The sequence below is a fragment of the Olivibacter sp. LS-1 genome, from assembly GCF_008245145.1.
Classification (GTDB): domain Bacteria; phylum Bacteroidota; class Bacteroidia; order Sphingobacteriales; family Sphingobacteriaceae; genus Olivibacter; species Olivibacter oleidegradans.
In genome coordinates this window covers 369,587-388,063 of sequence record NZ_CP041643.1, presented here as the reverse complement: position 1 = coordinate 388,063, position 18,477 = coordinate 369,587, and the positions used below count along the sequence as shown (strand labels likewise).

14 protein-coding genes are annotated in these 18,477 nt (G+C 41.3%); 8 read left to right on the top strand and 6 right to left on the bottom strand.

The genetic code is table 11. The features are described 5' to 3' along the window. Window positions 1–54: 54 nt before the first annotated feature. The 3 genes from FKG96_RS01640 (at window position 55) to FKG96_RS01630 (ending at window position 7,250) form a co-directional block, all read left to right on the top strand. A complete protein-coding gene (locus FKG96_RS01640; RefSeq protein ID WP_149105086.1) occupies window positions 55–2,544 on the top strand; it encodes a glutaminase family protein in 2,490 nt (829 codons plus the stop codon). A gap of 216 nt (window positions 2,545–2,760) precedes the next feature. Further along, on the top strand, window positions 2,761–3,753 hold the full coding sequence (locus tag FKG96_RS01635; RefSeq protein ID WP_149105085.1) for a right-handed parallel beta-helix repeat-containing protein: 993 nt from the start codon (window positions 2,761–2,763) through the stop codon (window positions 3,751–3,753). 428 nt (window positions 3,754–4,181) lie between these two features. Further along, window positions 4,182–7,250 carry a beta-L-arabinofuranosidase domain-containing protein gene (locus FKG96_RS01630; protein ID WP_149105084.1) on the top strand — a complete coding sequence of 1,023 codons (3,069 nt, stop codon included), beginning with the start codon at window positions 4,182–4,184 and terminating at the stop codon, window positions 7,248–7,250. A gap of 59 nt (window positions 7,251–7,309) precedes the next feature. On the opposite strand, the gene FKG96_RS01625 is transcribed toward FKG96_RS01630, so the two are convergent. From FKG96_RS01625 to FKG96_RS01605, 5 genes are all read right to left on the bottom strand, one after another. Beyond that, entirely contained in the window at window positions 7,310–8,155 is an 846-nt protein-coding gene (locus tag FKG96_RS01625) for an SDR family oxidoreductase (RefSeq protein WP_130854891.1), read from the bottom strand. Between the two features lie 84 nt (window positions 8,156–8,239). Continuing rightward, window positions 8,240–9,184 (bottom strand): AraC family transcriptional regulator, encoded by a 945-nt coding sequence (locus tag FKG96_RS01620; protein WP_149105083.1) that lies wholly within the window; start codon window positions 9,182–9,184, stop codon window positions 8,240–8,242. A 37-nt stretch (window positions 9,185–9,221) separates the two neighbouring features. After that, on the bottom strand, window positions 9,222–9,842 hold the full coding sequence (locus FKG96_RS01615) for a bifunctional 2-polyprenyl-6-hydroxyphenol methylase/3-demethylubiquinol 3-O-methyltransferase UbiG (RefSeq protein ID WP_149105082.1): 621 nt from the start codon (window positions 9,840–9,842) through the stop codon (window positions 9,222–9,224). Window positions 9,843–9,983: 141 nt separating this feature from the next. Further along, entirely contained in the window at window positions 9,984–10,373 is a 390-nt protein-coding gene (locus FKG96_RS01610) for a VOC family protein (protein ID WP_013664219.1), read from the bottom strand. A gap of 62 nt (window positions 10,374–10,435) precedes the next feature. Next, the gene (locus FKG96_RS01605) at window positions 10,436–10,840 is read right to left on the bottom strand and encodes a helix-turn-helix domain-containing protein (protein ID WP_013664218.1); all 405 of its coding nucleotides are present in this window, start codon (window positions 10,838–10,840) and stop codon (window positions 10,436–10,438) included. Between the two features lie 261 nt (window positions 10,841–11,101). Here FKG96_RS01605 and FKG96_RS01600 point away from each other — a divergent pair, with 261 nt between their 5' ends. Continuing rightward, a complete protein-coding gene (locus FKG96_RS01600; RefSeq protein ID WP_013664217.1) occupies window positions 11,102–11,449 on the top strand; it encodes a nuclear transport factor 2 family protein in 348 nt (115 codons plus the stop codon). A 114-nt stretch (window positions 11,450–11,563) separates the two neighbouring features. Here the strand turns inward: FKG96_RS01600 and FKG96_RS01595 are convergent, their stop codons facing one another. After that, the gene (locus tag FKG96_RS01595; RefSeq protein ID WP_149105081.1) at window positions 11,564–11,941 is read right to left on the bottom strand and encodes a chorismate mutase; all 378 of its coding nucleotides are present in this window, start codon (window positions 11,939–11,941) and stop codon (window positions 11,564–11,566) included. Between the two features lie 444 nt (window positions 11,942–12,385). Here FKG96_RS01595 and FKG96_RS01590 point away from each other — a divergent pair, with 444 nt between their 5' ends. From FKG96_RS01590 to FKG96_RS01575, 4 genes are all read left to right on the top strand, one after another. Then, window positions 12,386–12,742, top strand: a complete 357-nt coding sequence (locus tag FKG96_RS01590) for a DUF1801 domain-containing protein (RefSeq protein WP_149105080.1) — start codon at window positions 12,386–12,388, stop codon at window positions 12,740–12,742. A gap of 217 nt (window positions 12,743–12,959) precedes the next feature. Then, entirely contained in the window at window positions 12,960–13,544 is a 585-nt protein-coding gene (locus FKG96_RS01585) for an RNA polymerase sigma factor (RefSeq protein WP_130854896.1), read from the top strand. A 76-nt stretch (window positions 13,545–13,620) separates the two neighbouring features. Beyond that, window positions 13,621–14,766, top strand: coding sequence for a FecR family protein (locus FKG96_RS01580; protein ID WP_130854897.1), 1,146 nt, complete (start codon window positions 13,621–13,623; stop codon window positions 14,764–14,766). A gap of 290 nt (window positions 14,767–15,056) precedes the next feature. Then, the gene (locus tag FKG96_RS01575; RefSeq protein WP_149105079.1) at window positions 15,057–18,470 is read left to right on the top strand and encodes a TonB-dependent receptor; all 3,414 of its coding nucleotides are present in this window, start codon (window positions 15,057–15,059) and stop codon (window positions 18,468–18,470) included. Window positions 18,471–18,477: the final 7 nt, after the last annotated feature.

Below are 18,477 nucleotides of genomic sequence, written 5' to 3'. Positions count from 1 at the left end.
GTAGTAATTTTACAGGCATCATACAATTAAAACGCTCAATACCCGATAATCGAGATGAACAAATTAAAAAAATTGAAGGCTTGGAGCTTATTGGCTTGTTTAATTACCATAGGCCAGGTCCAGGCACAACATAGAAAAGCCCCTGCTTATCCGCTGATTACGCACAATCCTAATTTTAGTATCTGGTCAACTACCGATCAGTTGAACGCATCTACCACCAAGCATTGGACAGATGCTGATCATTCGCTTTTAGGATTGATCGACGTGGACGGCAATATTTATCGTTTTATGGGGAAAGAAGAACCCAATTATAAAACGGTACTCAATACCTCTGACGAAGAAGCCTATACCGTGCAGTATACAGAAAAGGAGCCGACAGGAGCGTGGACAACTTCCGACTATGCTGCAAGCGACTGGAATTCGGGCGCTGCTCCTATTGGTGATGACGAAAAAAGTGTAAAAACCCTATGGAAATCTCGCGATATCTGGGTTAGACGTACGTTCAATGTAAGCAAGCCCGAAACTATTGACGAGCTCTTATTGAAATTGAACCACGATGACAATATTGAGGTATATCTGAACGGTAAAAAGGTATATGAAAAAACCGGATGGACCAATAACTTCCACTATTTACCGATCAGTAAAGCCGATCTAAAAACCGGAGAAAACCTCCTAGCTATCCACTTGACAAATACTGCAGGCGGTCGATTCTTAGATTTCGGACTAGTAGATAAGCGGAAGGAAACCACTAAGATTCAAACGGCCATACAAAAAGATGTGGAAGTTACCGCAACGCAAACCATATATACGTTTGAAGCAGGGAAGGTAAATCTGAACCTGACCTTTACCTCACCACTACTCATGAATGACCTGAGTTTGTTATCGCGCCCTGTATCTTACATCACTTATGGTGTAAGCGCCAACGATGGGAAAAAACACGCGGTAAGGCTTTTTCTTGGTGCATCGTCCAATATTGCGGTATATCGATCGTCGCAGGAAGTAGTTGCTGAAAAGTATACAGCTGATCAATTATCAGTGCTCAAGACAGGGACCGTTGAGCAAGCCGTTCTGCAAAAAGCGGCGGACGATATGCGTATTGATTGGGGATATTTCTACGTTGCGACGCCGAAAGCGAAAGGCGTAGCGCAATTTATAACGCCTGCGACAGTTGCCGTAGATGCCTTCAAAAAAGGTTCTGTAGTGTCCACCGCGTCAAAAGGGAAATTGCTATCACTAAATACAGTAATATCTTTTGGTACGGTAGGTAAAGCGGAAGTACAGCGATTTATAGAAGTAGGCTATGATGAGATTTATGCTATTCAGTATTTTCAAAATAACCTTCGGCCATGGTGGAACAACAGCGGGAAAGAAAGCATCGAAAAGCAGTTGAATAATGCGGCGAACGATTACCAATCTGTGATGAAAAAATGTGCGGCATTTGACCAACAGGTTTATGCCGACGCGCTGAAGGCGGGAGGTAAAGATTATGCGCATCTTTGTGTGCTTGCCTACCGTCAAAGTATTGCCGCACATACACTGGTCAAGAGCCCTCAGGGCGAGTTATTATGGCTGTCTAAAGAGAACAACAGCGGCGGTTTCATTAACACCGTCGATGTGACCTATCCCTCAGCACCGCTATATTTGATTTATAATCCTGCGTTATTACAAGGAATGTTAAGCGGTATTTTTTATTTCAGCGAAAGTGGTAAATATCCGCATCCCTGGGCCGCGCATGATTTAGGGACCTATCCATTGGCCAACGGCCAAACTTATGGAGAACCCATGCCGGTAGAAGAGTCGGGAAACATGATTATTTTAACAGCGGCAATTACCAAAGTGCAAAACAATGGCAATTACGCCAAGAAGCATTGGAAAAGCCTTACGACCTGGGTTGATTACCTGGTAAAAGAAGGCCTCGATCCTAAAACCCAGTTATGTACCGATGATTTTGCCGGTCATTTAGCACGTAATGCTAACTTGTCGGTCAAAGCCATAGTGGGTATTGCCTGCTACGCACAAATAGCAGAAGCATTGGGTGAAACAGCAACCGCTAAAAAATATCGAGCAATTGCGGAATCTATGGTGCCTAAATGGATTGAGATGGCTGATGCCGGCGATCATTACGCACTGACTTTCGACAATAAAGCTACGTGGAGCCAGAAATATAACTTGGTTTGGGATAAGGTGTTAGATTTGAACCTATTTCCGCAGAAAGTATACGATACTGAAATCAGATATTACCTTACCAAGCAAAACAAATTCGGTATACCCTTAGACAGTAGAAAGGCCTATACTAAAAACGACTGGATTTTATGGACTGCAACCTTTGCGCCTACTCGGGAAGCATTTGAAGCGCTAGTAAAACCCGTTTACACCCATGCAATCGAGACCGAATCGCGTGTTCCATTGAACGATTTTTATGATACAAATACCGGTATCCGCGAAAATTTCAAAGCCCGGAGTGTGGTAGGCGGTTTTTATATGAAACTTTTAGCCGATAAATTGAGAGTAGATTCGTCTCTACAAGGGGCAGAGAAACGATAATACAAAAGGGTGAAAGTACGCTAAAGGCCATTTCTTTCGAAAGAAATGGCCTTTTTTTTAAGCAATGAAATCTTTAGAATCATTATTTACAGCACATCTGAAGTGGCTGTAAATGAGATAAATTGATGAAATTTTGAAGCAAATTAAGAAACATATTAATTAATTACGCTTGTAGATTTGAGTCAATTATTTAATAACCACATAAAAACCAATATTATGATGAAGTCTTACTTGTCAAAAGTGGCATTGCTGATTTTTGTATTCGCTTCCTGTGGAAAATCAGATATGTTAAAAGAGCGTCCGAATGTTATTGCTAACGGAATAACTGCTCAGGAATCGGCGTTAAACCAAGCTGCAACGATACGATACTTACCCGCCCAGAATGGTCCGGATGAAACAAGCGCTTTACAGGCGCTGATCGATCAATCTGTCGCCGGAGATATCATTATTATTCGTGCGGGAAACCATTATTTCAGCGGCACCGTACATATTAATAAGAGCGGGTTAACCATTCGCGGAGAACATAATGGAACCGATCCTACAAATTATATGCGTAAGGCGGCTACGGCGTCCGGGCAGGGCGTTTCGGTACTTGATGTAGATGTTAATATTGTCAATACGCTTATCGATTGGATTTATGTCGATGGTGGTATGCTTCCCGAGCCTAACATACGCGTTTTCGGAAATGACACGAAAATTTATAACAGTCACTTCCGCAACAGCGGGCATTCAGGTATTTTGATCCACAATGCCAATCGAATCTGGATCGAAGGGGTGAAAACTTACTATAACTATGTAGTAGGCATTTCCCAGTGGGGCAGTTCAGATAACCGTATTAAAAATTGTCAAACTTACGAAAATGGGGGAGAGGGTATCACGATCGATGGCGGATCTCATAATTGTTTTGTGGAAAATGTTTGGATTTACAAAAACAATACGCATAAACGGGGTGTCGGAGCTATCGGTATTGACGCAGCTAACGGTGCTAATATTTTCAATTGTACAATCGACCAAACCAATGGGCATGCGGTACGGTTTCAGAATAACTTAAATCAACCGGACGATGGTTGTCAGGTATATAATAATATCATTACCAACAATCAAGGTTGCGCCATTAGTATGCGCCATCCACAACTGGTTACCAATTTTGGGCAATGGGGAAATACCATGACTAATAATACGGGCGGATCTATTTGTAGTGAACCCTGAAGCTTAAAAACTATAATCAAACCCGAGTGCCATAAGCGAGGCAATAGGTGGTACTAGGTTACAATCTAATACACCATTACTAGCAGTTTAGAATTTTGGGGTTCAACTGCTAGTTGCCTCATTTCAGAAGTAAAGCTTCTTTATAAGAGAGCAGATCCTTTTGTTCAATCTTTTTTTCTTTCCTTCTTCTTTTCCAGGGGTCATACCTGATAATATCCTGTGATCATTTGCTAAAATAGGCGTAACGAAACAGTGCGAACCTTCATAATTTTACGAAAAACTATCAAACTATAAATTATCTATTTTCAATATATTGGTCTTTAAATCTTTTTGTAGGGATTTAGACGGATGCATTCCAATATAGTACTAGAAAAACGCTACTTCTGAAAGTGGAATTTTGTAAGAGCAAAAAAGATTTTAAACAATTTATGGCAACGAAAATGTACAAAGTAATCTTGCGTGTTATCCTATTTTTGATTGTTTTAGCCGAAGGCGTTAACATCGCTCGAGCACAAAATGGAGACCAAATACTCGACGGTATCGGTGAAACCGGAATGATTGCGCGTTACGTATTTGATGGAGATACCAAAGACTGGTCTAGAAATAATTTGCACGGGAAATTTCAAGGCCCTGAAATCAAGTTTACTAATGATGAGCGGTTCGGGAAGGTTTTGTCGCTCTCCGGAGCAGCTAATGATTTTGTGATGCTCCAAGGAGATGCTTTAACAGATTTAGAGTCGCTCAGTATATCGGGATGGATATACTTGCGTTCAGATAAACGGGGTCAACATTTTTTTGATTTCGGACAAGATGCCACCAGGCATTTTTTTGTAGCTCCCGTAGGGACAAATACCCAAGAAGGTTGCCAGGCATTGATAACAACAAAAGGTGATCATCAGAAGGGTGCGGTTTCTCCAGCTATACCATTGAATAAATGGGTACACCTTGCTATCGTGATCGATATTCCTTCAAAAGCAATGATAACCTATGTTGATAGCCGACCAGTAGGAGAAACAAAAGATATACCGTCGGAGTTAACAGCGGTCTTCGGTGAACAGGGGGCAAAAAGGCAACTATATATCGGTAAATCGCTATTGCCTGAGAACCCCTCGTTGAATGCCCTGATACATGATTTTCGTATTTATCGCGTTCCCCTAACGAGAAGACAAGTTACTGGCATTTACTACAATGCCCTGAGAGGTGGTCAGGAAGCTGCGGTTAATGTCGGGAAGCCAGAAGATAATCTTCACCAGTTTTCTCCAAGCGAGTCGAAGCTTTATAATGCCTACTTAATAAAGGTACCCGATGTAGAAGTGAAAACAAGCATAGGAAATTTGCCGCGTTTACCAAGTCATATAGAGGGAACTTATCGGCAAGGGATAAATGGGCCAAAAGTGCGGGTTCTTTGGCCTGCTCCAACCGACAATACTGCCGTTCTTCAAGCGGGACGTTATACCATTACCGGGCGCGTTCCAGGTACAGATCTACAACCCAAGGCTTTCGTCACCGTAATAGATGCTAAATCGGGCGCTACCCCTAGTTCAAAACTCGCAACCTTTAATTTGGACCAGGTTTCTTTGGAGGCCGACGCGCGTGGCCACAAAACTAAATTTATTGAAAATCGGGATAAGTTTATCAATACATTAGCTGCAACCGATCCTAATTCTTTTCTTTATATGTTTCGCCATGCTTTTGGTCAGAAGCAGCCGGAAGGAGCGCGACCTTTAGGTGTGTGGGACAGCCAGGAAACGAAATTACGGGGGCATGCAACGGGTCATTACCTTACCGCAATTGCACAAGCCTATGCCGGCACCGGATATGATAAAGCACTTCAGGCCAAATTTGCGGAGAAAATGGAATATATGGTTAATACCCTTTATGAACTATCGCAATTATCCGGAAAGCCTAAAGAAGCTGGCGGTATCCATGTATCTGATCCGACGGCTGTGCCTTATGGCCCCGGGAAAACGGAGTATGACTCAGATTTTAGTGATGAGGGTATCCGTACCGATTACTGGAACTGGGGGGAGGGCTTCATCAGCGCCTATCCACCGGATCAATTTATCATGTTAGAACGTGGTGCTAAGTATGGCGGACAGAAGAATCAGGTTTGGGCACCTTATTATACGCTACATAAAATCTTGGCAGGGCTAATGGATGTATATGAAGTGAGTGGTAATAAAAAAGCGCTTGAAATAGCTACCGGTATGGGTGATTGGGTGTATGCGCGTTTGAGCAAACTGCCTACCGAGACACTTATAAAAATGTGGAATACCTATATTGCGGGTGAATTCGGTGGGATGAATGAGGTGATGGCCCGCCTGTATCGGATCACGAATAAACCGAATTACCTTAAAACTGCACAGTTGTTCGATAACATCAAAATGTTCTACGGTGATGCTAGCCATTCGCATGGTTTAGCTAAAAACGTAGATACTTTCCGTGGTTTACATGCCAATCAGCATATACCTCAAATTGTGGGTAGCATCGAAATGTACCGTGTTTCCAACAATCCGGTATATTACAGTATCGCCGACAACTTTTGGTACAAAGTTGTGAACGATTATATGTATAGCATTGGAGGCGTTGCCGGAGCACGTAATCCGGCCAATGCAGAATGTTTTATCAGTCAGCCCGCGACGTTATATGAAAACGGCTTTTCTGCAGGGGGTCAAAACGAAACCTGTGCCACCTACAATATGCTTAAATTGACCAGCGATTTGTTCTTATTCGATCAAAGGCCTGAACTAATGGACTATTACGAACGCGGCCTCTATAATCATATTTTGGCGTCAGTAGCCGAAGACAGTCCGGCAAACACTTATCATGTACCGCTCAGGCCCGGTTCTATTAAGCAATTTGGTAATCCGCATATGACAGGCTTTACCTGTTGCAACGGTACCGCTATAGAAAGTAGTACCAAACTACAAAACTCTATTTATTTTAAAAGTAAGGACAACGATGCACTTTATGTCAATCTATTTATACCTTCTACCTTGGAATGGGCGGAACGTAAGATAACCGTGCAACAAACAACGGATTTTCCTAATGAAGATCACACCCGTTTAACGATTAAAGGAGGTGGAAAGTTTGATATGCATGTCCGCGTGCCGGGTTGGGCTACCAAAGGTTTTTTTGTAAGGGTGAATGGTAAAGATCAAAAACTAGAGGCAAAGCCGGGTTCTTATCTAAAAATAAGTCGCAATTGGAAAGATGGCGATGTTGTTGATTTACAAATGCCCTTTCAGTTTCACCTCGATCCCGTTATGGATCAGCAGAATATAGCCAGTCTATTTTATGGTCCTATTTTACTAGCGGCCCAAGAACCTGAAGCAAGGAAAGACTGGCGTACAGTAAGCCTAGATGCTGAAGATATAAGCAAATCTATTAAAGGCGATCCAAAACAGTTAGAGTTCACCATTGACGACGTAATTTTTAAACCATTTTATAATACATACGGGCGTCACTCCGTATACTTGGACGTCCGATTAAAATAGATTCGCCATTCTGAGAACACAAAATGTGCTCTCAGAATGGCGAATCTGTTAAAAAGTACTTAGTTGCCGAAATCGGTCGAAAGACCCAAACTCTCATATGTAGTCATTTCGTTTTCGATCGTTGCCATTTTATCCCTGGCCATTTTATACGAGTCGCTACCCAAGAATAGATGCAAGGGTTTTGTTTCCATTTCCGCGACTTCGATAAACACCGCGGCGGCCTTTTCCGGATCGCCTGGCTGATTGCCTATTACCTGTTCTTCGTGTATAACCTCTAAATCCCGAGCTTCTTTATATTCCGCAATCGGATTTTGGGCGAGACGCATAGAACCTTTTAACAAGAAATTCGTTTTGAAATAACCGGGATACACTACCACTGCTGATACCCCTAACGATTTGGCCTCCGCCGATAAGGCCTCGGTAAAGCCGGCAACCGCAAATTTTGTCGCATTATAAATACCCCAACCGGGAAAAGTTCCTAGAAAACCTGCAATAGAAGAAATGTTGAAGATCGTACCCGCATGCTGTTTACGGAAGTAAGGCATCACATGGCGGATGACATTTAGCGAACCAAATACATTTATGTCAAAGTTTTGACGAGCTTCTTTGTCGCTCAATTCTTCGAGTGTTCCTATCTGACCGTACCCTGCATTATTTACTACGACATCTATCATTCCGAACGTATCAACGATCCTGTTTATCGATTTGGCGACACTTTGTTCATCCACCACGTCCATTTGGAGTGGAAGGAATTCAGAGCCTGAGTGGCTTACTTCCGAACGTAACGCATTTATATCTCTTGAAGTAGCCGCTACTTTATAACCGGCGTCCAGTAATTTTTTTACCAATGTTAATCCTAAACCTTTTGAAGCTCCGGTTACTAACCATACTTTTTTTGTTTCCATAATATTTGTTTTAATGTTATGGTACAAAGTAAGTTATAGTAACGCGGTTAGGGTTTGTTCAAAACATACCGATATTTACGAGTTTCAAATATTTGGTTGCAATAAGCCGCTTTTTCTATAGATAGAAGGAGAAACACGTTCTTTTTTCTGAAAAAACGAAGAAAAAGAAGCAGGACCGGAAAAACCCAGCGCATAGCCAATGGTACTTATCGTCCAATCCGTTTGAAAAAGTAAAGATTTAGCTTCGTAAATTAAGCGTTCTTGAATGTGCTCACGGAGTGTTTTTCCTGTCCGCTCTTTAACTATCCTATTTAAATAATTGGGATGCACGTTCAACTGGTCTGCAAACTCGCTTGCGGTTTTAATTTGAAGAGCCGAATTCGGATCCCGGACTTGAAAAGAAGACTCCAATAAGTTCAAAAAACTATAGAGATAATTATATCCTTCAGAAACATTCACATTAGGAAGAATCTTTTCCACTCTTTGCGCTTCCAACAATAGCATTTGTAAATGTAATAGGATCGCTTGCTTTTTATCTTCATTATCCCCTTCATTTTCCTGTAGCATTAACTCGAAATAGTGATTTATTTTTGAAGATTGGCTTTCATTTAATTGTATCACCGCTTTGTTTGCCTTAAAATAAGGGAACTGTTTAAATAATTGAAGAACATGGCCGGCATCAAGTTCAAAGTATTTTGGATTAATCAAACAAAAATGTCCACCTGTCTCTTTGGAAGTAGTTTGCCAGGACATGATTTCATCAGGATGTAGAAAACCGATATCGCCGGCCGACATATGATATTGATGCAATCCCACTGTAAGAATCCCCGTGCCCGACGTCATGTGAAAAATTTTATAGAATTGTCGCCGGTTAGGGGAGATATAATCATTTACCGGATAATCGTCTCGATTTTTTATGACGAAGTGATCTCCGTCAATAGGATAATGCTGGACATTTAAAAAAGGCACCTGATAGCTGTTTTGAGCGAATGCCGATAATTCTAAACGAGGTATTTCTGATTTTTCCATAGTGAAAATTACAAAAATGAGATTTACATCTATCCGTTTAACCCTTTTTACATTTAATCAGAAAAAACGGATAGTTTTCCGTAACTTTTGTAACCTCGAATAAGCCGAAGTTGTCAAATTCTGCTTCAATTGATTCGGAGTCATAAAAAAACAGATTAACACCACCAAACATTTCATAACGATCTTTACCAATCCGTTTGCCTTGTCCGTAAGTGGGTGCTTCTTTTGAAATGGCGGAAAAAACCATATAGCCACCCTCCGCGAGCTGGTTGTAGCAGTCGCGAATCAGTTTCTCTCGTTCATCACTGCTCAATAAATGGATTAAAGCATAACAGAATATCCCGTCAAATTGTGCATTATCAAAAGGCATATCGGTAACCGAGCCATGATAAATGGTCATATCTTTTCCATAGTGCTTTCTAGCTATTTCTATGGCCGTTTTAGATATTTCAATGCCAGTTACCCGCATTCCGTTTTCCACAAACAGTTGCGCATTTCGGCCATATCCGATTCCGGGGATAAGGATGTTGCTGATTGAATTTTTCAGAAAGAAATCTTTTGTTAAAATTGCAGAATTAGCAGGTTCAAAACCCCACATTTCCTGTTTTTCGATAAAGCTTTTTTCCCAGAACTCGGGTCCTTCGTTCTCTATTGACATATCATGTGTATTGTCATGCCAAGTTACCTATTTGATAGGACATTATAAACAACGAATTATCTCGAAGACCAAGTTCCGTACCTATCACATTTTCTAACGTACGAGCGGTGGATAGGTCGCCCGCTTCTGAACCTGTGCTCGTTATAGCATTTCGGCCAGTTGAATATTGTTTCCGCAAGTGTCATCCAATACAGCTATCATGGTTGGTCCAACTTCTTTAGGTTCCATAATAAATTGGACACCGAGCGCTTTCAACCTTTCATATTCTTTCTTTAGATCATCTACCATAAAGGATGTCCACGGAATACCCGCCTCTTTTAATGCCTTCTGATATTCTCTTGCTGGCGTAAATGCCATAGGTTCGAGGAGGAGTTCCACCCCGTTCTGTTCATTTGGCGAAACTAAGGTCAGCCATCTATATTCACCGACAGGCACATCCGTTTTTTTGATAAACCCTAACTTTTCTGTGTAGAACTGAAATGCTTTTTCCTGATCTTGTACAGGTACGCTTGTTACATATATTTTAATCATTTATTTTAATCATTGCCGAAGTGTTTGTTAGTACAAAGATCAGCAGTTTTCGTTCAATATATTTATTCCCGATTGCTAATATTCAGGTCTTGATAGGCTTTGGGAGAATAGCCCGTGCCTCTCTTGAAGACCTTCGAGAAGGTGGGTAAACTTTCATATCCCACATTGAAACAAACTGAGGTGACGGAATGGCCTTTCTTGAGTAGCTCTTTAGCTCTTGCGATGCGTAAATCTCTGAGGTATTGTCGGGGGGTCAATCCATAAACTTGCTGAAATACCCTAATATAGTGAAAACGAGACATAAACGCGGCGGATGCGATCTTGTCTAATTCAATTTTGTCGCCATAATGACGCTCCATGAAGGCTTTAGATTGCCTTACGTATGCATAATAATGTTGTGGCAGGCCATGCTCTCTGCTTATTCGTTCTACTTCTTGTTCGTAAAAAGTCTTCTTAGGTGTATTCATCCTTAACTATTTCTTAAACGATGGTCTATTGAAGCGTATCATATAATACGAATATCAGATACAAGCCTAATAATCACAAGCCATGGTTGAAAAATGTAGATTTTTTACACCTTCCATTTTAATGAAGTAAAAAAATACAACCAATATCATACTTAATTGTTTCAGTGTAAGATAGTTGTTTGTTGGGAAGGCAACCGGCTATTGACTGCATCGGCCCCCTTAAACAAACGACGGAATAAATGGTTAACAAAAAAAACAATTATGAAAACCGCTAAGTACATTGTGCTTAAATTTATTGAAAGCCTCAATAGAGAAGATTTTGATGCCGCTCATGAATTGTTGGCTAAAGATATGACCTTCGAAGGCGTATTAGGCAGTCGCAATGGCTCCGATAGCTATATCGCCGACATGAGGAAAATGAAGCTTAAATACAATATTAAGGAGGTGATGACCAATGGAAATCATGTCGCTGTATTTTACTGTATTAACATGGGTGGAAAAGAAATCTTCAGTGCAGGATGGTACCACATAGAAAACGAATGTATCTCCAAATTTAAGGTGGTCTTTGATCCCCGACCCTTACTGGAAGCCGTTGAAGCCAAGAAATAAGCCGACAGTAATTGTCGCTGCTATTTTCAGATTGGGATATCCATGACTAATAGTAACGCTAATTACGCTGCGTTTATTGAAATGAACTAATAAAAATTCAACATTCCAGCCTATTTAATAGGCTGTTTGTACGCCGTCTTTTTGCTCCAATTCCTTCTCTTGACGCACACTTTCAGCGTGCACATCTTCGTAAAGCCGCTTTATGAAATCAGCTGATAGTCCTACCTTTTCACCTTCTGCAATGGCTTGCTGTAACACCTTCTTAAATCGGTCCGGTTGAACCACGGCTAAGTTATGCTTCATTTTGTAGGCGCCAATAATTCTAGCAGCTTGCATTCGGTCACCTAACAAGTGAATAATCTCTTTGTCTAATTCATCTATTCTTTTCCTATAAGTGGCCATCGTGTCTTGTGTAGACACAAGGTGGCTTTGAGCCTTTCCTGTCACAAAGCCTATAATACATATTCCTGTGATGGTGATGATTTTACGCATGATTTTTTAGTTTCACAACAAATCGGCGGCGGCTTTATTTTTACTCAATAATAACAACAAGCTCCGCTATTTGCTGTCTGTTCAGTTTACATTATCCAAAATTATCATTTCAACGGAAAGTATAAAAATATAATAAGCTCATAAACCCTCACTTTCAAACACGTACTGCGCACTTCCGTCCAAAAGGCGTTTGCTAAGGAACAGTCTTATCAGATCGATGAATAAAAACTGCTAAAATGAGAATTATTTCAAAATCGCTTGACGCGATATACCCCTCGCAATGTCATATTCACCCATTTTGGCTGTGAAAAAGGACCCCTATTTTTATGCAATAAAAGTAGTTGTAGCAATTAGACGAACACTTGATGTTGCAGTGAAACACAGACACAACCCTAGTTTCTGCTAGTATGTCCGGTCATTGCGAATGTTAATAAAAATTGAAAAATGAGCTCAAAAAAGGTAGATGAATTTTTGGAAAAATTGGAACATCCGTTAAAGGAAGAAATGATGGCACTACGTGACACAATTATGAAAGTGCATCCTGAAATTACAGAAGACGTTAAATGGGGTGGCCCAAGCTTTTATTACAAAGGTGATATCGCCACTTTTAGTCTACGTGTGAAGGATACCCTAACGCTGGTCTTCCATCAAGCGGAAGGGTTGACCCCCGGCAGCGTGCTAGAACCGACATCTAAAGGTAAAGCCTATGCGAAGTTCAAAAGCCTTGATGAAGTAGAAGCCAAAAGTAAAGAACTGCAAGCAGTCATAAAGCAGTGGATTCAACTCAGGGATAAATCATAAGGGCGCCGTAAACTTATACATGCTTTTAAGCAAGCAGAAGCCCGTAGACTTATGCGGCTATAGGTGCGTAGTAATAAGGTAAAATGATCTTATTACTATGTGCCAATTCGTTAACATTCAAGGTGAAATACGTTTTTTTCGTTTATATTAAAATGATTTAGTAGATTCGTAACGGCGAACCGATAAACTACTCAATCCAATTAGTGTCACCTAGCGTATGTCATCCTATAAGTTATATACGGATAACGAATTAATTCATTTGTTAGCAGCGAATGACACGGCTGCTTTTTCCGAAATTTACCTGCGCTATGGTGAGCGCTTATATAAGCAAGCTTATCATGTATTGAGGAACCGCGAAGATGCAAAAGACATCGTGCAGGATATTTTTACCTCCCTTTGGAATAAAAGAACGGGGTTACAGATTAATAACCTTGCTGCTTACCTGTACATTGCCAATCGTAATCAAACAATCAAATTGATAGCCCATAAGAAGATTACTTCTGTTTACTTCGACTGGCTTCAGGCACTGGCCAAAGAAGTGTCAGATAACGCCCATCATACGCTTCTTGAGAAACAACTTAACCAACTAGTGGAAGATGAAGTCAGCAAGCTGCCCTCCAAAATGCAAGCGGTGTTTAACCTCAGTAGAAAAGCACATCTTTCTCACAAAGAAATTGCAGCCAAATTGCATCTGTCTGAAGCAACAGTTAAAACACAAGTCAAGAATGCTTTGCGGATCTTAAGAAGCAAATTAGAAGCTTTTTTATACGCCATCCTTTTCCTTCTTTATTGGCTGTTCTGAGTTAAAATTTTTTTTTTCTACCCCCAAGCAACTCCTCGTCGTACTTTACTTTTAATGATCCTTATTATCCGAGCGTATGGAGAAAGAAAGAATTAAAGAATTACTTCATAAATATAAAAAAGGTCTTTGCACTGACGCTGAAAAAGCTTGGATAGAATCCTTGTATGAGGCCCTGGCTAACCCTCCTTCTTCGGATTTAACCGATGAAATGATACAAGCAGATTTAGCAGAGGTCTATCAGCGCATACCTGCTTTATCGAAAAATAAAAGCTTTACCCTTTGGCCCCGGATCGTCGCTGCGGCGATATTTCTACTTTTCGTTTCCATTGGCTTTTATTTTTTCAAAGAAAAAGACCCAAGCCAACCACTTGTTCAAATTGTTGATAAATCGAAGATCAATCCGAACGATTTTGCACCTGGTACCAATAAGGCCTTGTTAACATTAGCAGACGGATCACAAATAGCATTGGATAATGCGCCGGACCAGAAAATACTTGACAAAGGAGGAATAAAAATTACGAAGAATGAAGATGGTTTAATTACCTACCAAATTAATCCGGGTGTCCGAGAGTCGAAATCAAATACATTGAGTACACCAAAAGGTGGGCAATACCAGGTCATTTTATCAGATGGCACGAAGGTTTGGTTAAATGCTGCTTCGTCCCTCCGCTATCCTACCGTATTTACAGGAAATGAGCGGAAGGTTATATTAAATGGCGAGGCCTACTTCGAGGTAGCCAAAAATGAAAAACAACCATTTAAAGTGGTGACAGATCGGCAAGAACTGTTGGTATTAGGAACCCATTTCAATATCAATAGCTATGAGGACGAACCTGATGTTAAAACAACCTTGTTAGAAGGAAGTGTTAAAGTCTCGGCATTTCAAACTAAACAAACCATCCTCCTTAAACCGGGAGAACAAGCCGCCTTAAAACGAAGTGGAAAATTAAAGGTAGCTCAGATCAATGCTGAAAATGCGATTGCATGGAAGAGTGGGCTTTTTCAATTTCAAGGCTCCGGTATTCAAGAAGCGTTACGGCAAATGGCGCGATGGTATGATATAACAATTGAATTTGAAGGGGCCGTACCTGATATTCAACTTTGGGGAGAAGTGCACCGGAAAGCCAATGCGCTAGAAGCTTTGGAAATTTTAAGTTATTTCGATTTAAAATATAAAATTTTAGCAACAGGAAATACCAAGAAAATCATCGTTATCCAATAAACTTTAATCAATAAATTATGACAAAATCAAAAACGAAAATCACGTAAGTAAGCATAGCGTTAACAAAAAACCGTTTCCTAACGCCATTAGGAAACGGAATACTTAGAGTTAACTCTTTCCGGATAAATCCGGAACGCCAATTTGTTAAAACCTTTATTAACTCAAGCTTTACAAAAATAATGAAAATTAGACCTAAGACAATGGCCTGGGGTAGGCCATTATCCAAAAATTTTTTTGGAAACCCAAGTCCAGTTCAATACCAAGCCACTGATATTAAAAGGAAAATTATAATGCAATTAAATCTTACATTTTTCTTTTTGCTCATAGCCTTGATGCAGCTACACGCAGCAACATACGCGCAAAAAATCTTTGTTAATAAACAAAATGCAACCTTAGAAGAAATTTTTCGGTCCATTAAACAGCAGAGCGATTATGTGTTCGTTTATAACAGCAAAGAAATCAGCAGTTTAAAGGTAAGCGTAAACACGCAGCGTTCTACAATAGAAGAGATTATGGATCAAGTTCTTCAAAATCAGCCTTTCACCTATAAAATTAGCGGACATAACGTATTGATCAAAAAGAAGAACGATTCCTCTGAAGCTCTTCCGCCGTTGCAACAGCGCGAAGTGAAAGGAAAAATAATTGACGCGCAGGGTTTGCCCATACCAGGTGTAAGTGTCAAAATAAAAGGGACCTCGGCAGGTACCACCAGCAATGCAGAAGGTTTATATACCTTGCAAGTGCCAGGAGCAGAGGCAACCTTAGTATTTAGCATTTTAGGTTACGCACTACAGGAAATCAATGTAGGTACGAACACCTTGATCAATGTAACCCTAACCGAAGAATCCTCTGCGCTGGATGAAGTTGTGGTTATTGGCTACGGAACCCAAAGACGTGCTGACGTCACGACAGCCGTCGCTTCCGTATCAGCAGAGAATATCCAAAATCGCCCGGTTCAAAACTTTGGGGAGGCCATAGCAGGTCAAATGGCAGGCGTTCAAGTACAGCAGACTAATGGTGCCCCCGGAGGGGAAGGTTTGGCCATTCGGGTAAGGGGTACCGGCTCTATCACCCAATCAAATGATCCGCTATACGTAGTAGACGGGTATCCCATGGAAGGAAATGCATTTCGTCTTATCAACCCTTCCGATATTGAAAGCATACAAGTACTCAAAGACGCCTCATCAACCGCTATTTATGGTTCGAGAGGGGCAAATGGTGTAGTGGTGATCTCGACAAAAAAAGGCAAAAAGGGGCCCCCTGTTATCAATGTCAATTCATTTGTAGGTTTCCAACAACGCGGAACAGAAATCAAAATGATGAACCGCGATCAATATGTCGATTGGTTTGTCGATGGTCGCAATCAAGCTTGGTTGGATGCTGCAGTTATTCCAAATGATCCCAATCAGTCGCCGCACAGCATCAATGATCCTAACTCACGGCGAAGCCTTTATCCCGGAGCAACCGGTCAGTACATGATTCCCGACGGCACAGGAGGCTACCTCTATAACTTTTTAGATCCCGCATCGGTTGCTACCATGCCCGACAATAATTGGCAGGATTTATTGTATCGGAATGCCTTAACGCAGCAAAATGAACTTTCCGTCAATGGCGGCTCTGAAAATACCCAATATAACTTTTCAGGAAGTTACATGAAACAAGACGGGATTGTGATCAACACCAATTATGACCGCTTCAATTTCCGCTCGAGCGTTAATTCCAAGATCAGCAAAACCATCAATTTAGGTGCTAATCTAATGGCTTATTCCGCACGCGGTCGCGAGCAAGATCAGGGTAAGTATTCGGCCGTTATGTATGCCTTGCAACTACCACCCATTTATCCTGTACAAAATGCCGACGGTACCTACGGGTCAATGGTCCGGAATCCTGAAATTCTGGTTGGTGATGTAGCCAGTCCAATCGGTGTGGCCGAGCTAGTCAATATTAATAGACGACGTTATGGTTGGTTGGGAACAATTTCGGGCGATTGGCAGATATTTGAAGACTTGCAATACCGCTTAAGCATCAACGGTGGGATTGAGGACGATCATTTGAAGCGATTTGAACCTTCAACAGTAGATTTAGATGCCTCAAAGGCTCCTCGCCCAGCCAGAGGGGTGGATACGCGCTACACGGATTATGATTGGGTGATTGAGAATACATTGAATTACACCAAAACCTTTGCGGAGAAGCATCGTTTTTCGGCTTTAATTGGGTACACCACCCAAAAGCACACCGAAAACTACATGAACGGTGAAGCGAGAGGTTTTGCGAACGATGATATCGAAACGTTAAACGCCGGCAATATGTACGCGCTATCGAGTACCGAATCCGCTTACTCCCTGATCTCCTATTTAAGTAGAGTCAACTATTCATATGATGACCGCTATCTTTTTACAGCCACTTTCCGTAGCGATGGTTCGTCGCGCTTTGGCCAGAACCGGAAATGGGGTACCTTTCCTTCCGTTTCGATAGGATGGAGAGTTTCCGAAGAGGGCTTTATGAAAAATGTCGATCAAATCAGCGACTTGAAGATCAGAGCCGGATTTGGTATTTCCGGAAATAACCGGATAGGCGACTATGCATCCATTGGCTTATTGAATCCCGGTTATTACCCAACAGGAGGAACCTTGCAAAACACCGTGGATGTGGATGCAGAGTCGATGGCAAATGCAAATCTGGGTTGGGAAAAAACCCGACAATATAATCTCGGTTTTGAATTTGGCTTGGCCAATGATCGGGTACGAGTAGAGGGCGATTTTTACGATAGTCAGTCGCTTGATTTATTGCTGGATGTACCGGTGCCAACCATTACCGGTTATGTGTCTCAATTTCAGAATATCGGTAAAGTACAGAACCGCGGAATGGAGTTTTCGGTCAGTACCAGAAACTTTATCAATACCTTCCAATGGAGTACCAATTTTAATATTTCCTTCAATAAAAACAAAGTGTTGGAAGTAGGGCCCGATCAACGACCTATCTATGGAAGTGCGCCAAATGCAAATAATGCCTTTATTACTACCATTGGTTTGCCTATTGCAAGCTTTTACGGTTATAAACAGGAAGGCGTTTTCATGTCGCAGGAAGAACTGGACCGCTACCCTCATTTAGCCGCTGATAAAATAGGTGATGGTCGTTATGCCGATATCAATGGGGACGGTAAGTTGGACCAAAACGATAAAACTATTTTAGGAAACAATATGCCTGATTTTACCGGTGGGATTACCAATAACTTCTCGTACAAGAACTTTTCCTTGAGTGTGCAGTTTACCGGGTCTTATGGTGCAGAAGTATTTAGCTTTTTCAAACGCATGGTAGGGATTTACCATGGCGACCGGAATGGTATGATCGAACAGATTAATCGCTGGCGGTCGCCGGAAGAACCGGGCGATGGCATTCACTTCCGTGCTACCCGCAACCCTACCGGTTGGCAACGGGACCCTTCGTCGGCATGGGTACAAAATGCCTCTTACCTTCGTTTACGTAACGTAAACTTCTCTTATAACTTCGGGCAGTCCGTATTGGATAAGCTAAAAATTAAAGGATTGCGCGTATATGTAACCGGTAGTAATTTATTTACTATTACCGATTATACAGGTTATGATCCGGAAACCAGCAGCGAAAGTGGTCTTCAAAAAGGAGGCGATTATTTAGGTTATCCAACAGCCAGATCTTTCATTTTCGGTGCTAATCTAACTTTTTAACTCCTAA

Coding starts and splice junctions, on each gene's coding strand:
- FKG96_RS01640 (WP_149105086.1), top strand. CDS start 55: ATGAACAAATTAAAAAAATTGAAGGCTTGGAGCTTATTGGCTTGTTTA.
- FKG96_RS01635 (WP_149105085.1), top strand. CDS start 2,761: ATGATGAAGTCTTACTTGTCAAAAGTGGCATTGCTGATTTTTGTATTC.
- FKG96_RS01630 (WP_149105084.1), top strand. CDS start 4,182: ATGGCAACGAAAATGTACAAAGTAATCTTGCGTGTTATCCTATTTTTG.
- FKG96_RS01580 (WP_130854897.1), top strand. CDS start 13,621: ATGGAGAAAGAAAGAATTAAAGAATTACTTCATAAATATAAAAAAGGT.
- FKG96_RS01590 (WP_149105080.1), top strand. CDS start 12,386: ATGAGCTCAAAAAAGGTAGATGAATTTTTGGAAAAATTGGAACATCCG.
- FKG96_RS01595 (WP_149105081.1), bottom strand. CDS start 11,941: ATGCGTAAAATCATCACCATCACAGGAATATGTATTATAGGCTTTGTG.
- FKG96_RS01605 (WP_013664218.1), bottom strand. CDS start 10,840: ATGAATACACCTAAGAAGACTTTTTACGAACAAGAAGTAGAACGAATA.
- FKG96_RS01615 (WP_149105082.1), bottom strand. CDS start 9,842: ATGTCAATAGAGAACGAAGGACCCGAGTTCTGGGAAAAAAGCTTTATC.
- FKG96_RS01610 (WP_013664219.1), bottom strand. CDS start 10,373: ATGATTAAAATATATGTAACAAGCGTACCTGTACAAGATCAGGAAAAA.
- FKG96_RS01620 (WP_149105083.1), bottom strand. CDS start 9,184: ATGGAAAAATCAGAAATACCTCGTTTAGAATTATCGGCATTCGCTCAA.
- FKG96_RS01625 (WP_130854891.1), bottom strand. CDS start 8,155: ATGGAAACAAAAAAAGTATGGTTAGTAACCGGAGCTTCAAAAGGTTTA.
- FKG96_RS01600 (WP_013664217.1), top strand. CDS start 11,102: ATGAAAACCGCTAAGTACATTGTGCTTAAATTTATTGAAAGCCTCAAT.
- FKG96_RS01575 (WP_149105079.1), top strand. CDS start 15,057: ATGCAATTAAATCTTACATTTTTCTTTTTGCTCATAGCCTTGATGCAG.
- FKG96_RS01585 (WP_130854896.1), top strand. CDS start 12,960: ATGTCATCCTATAAGTTATATACGGATAACGAATTAATTCATTTGTTA.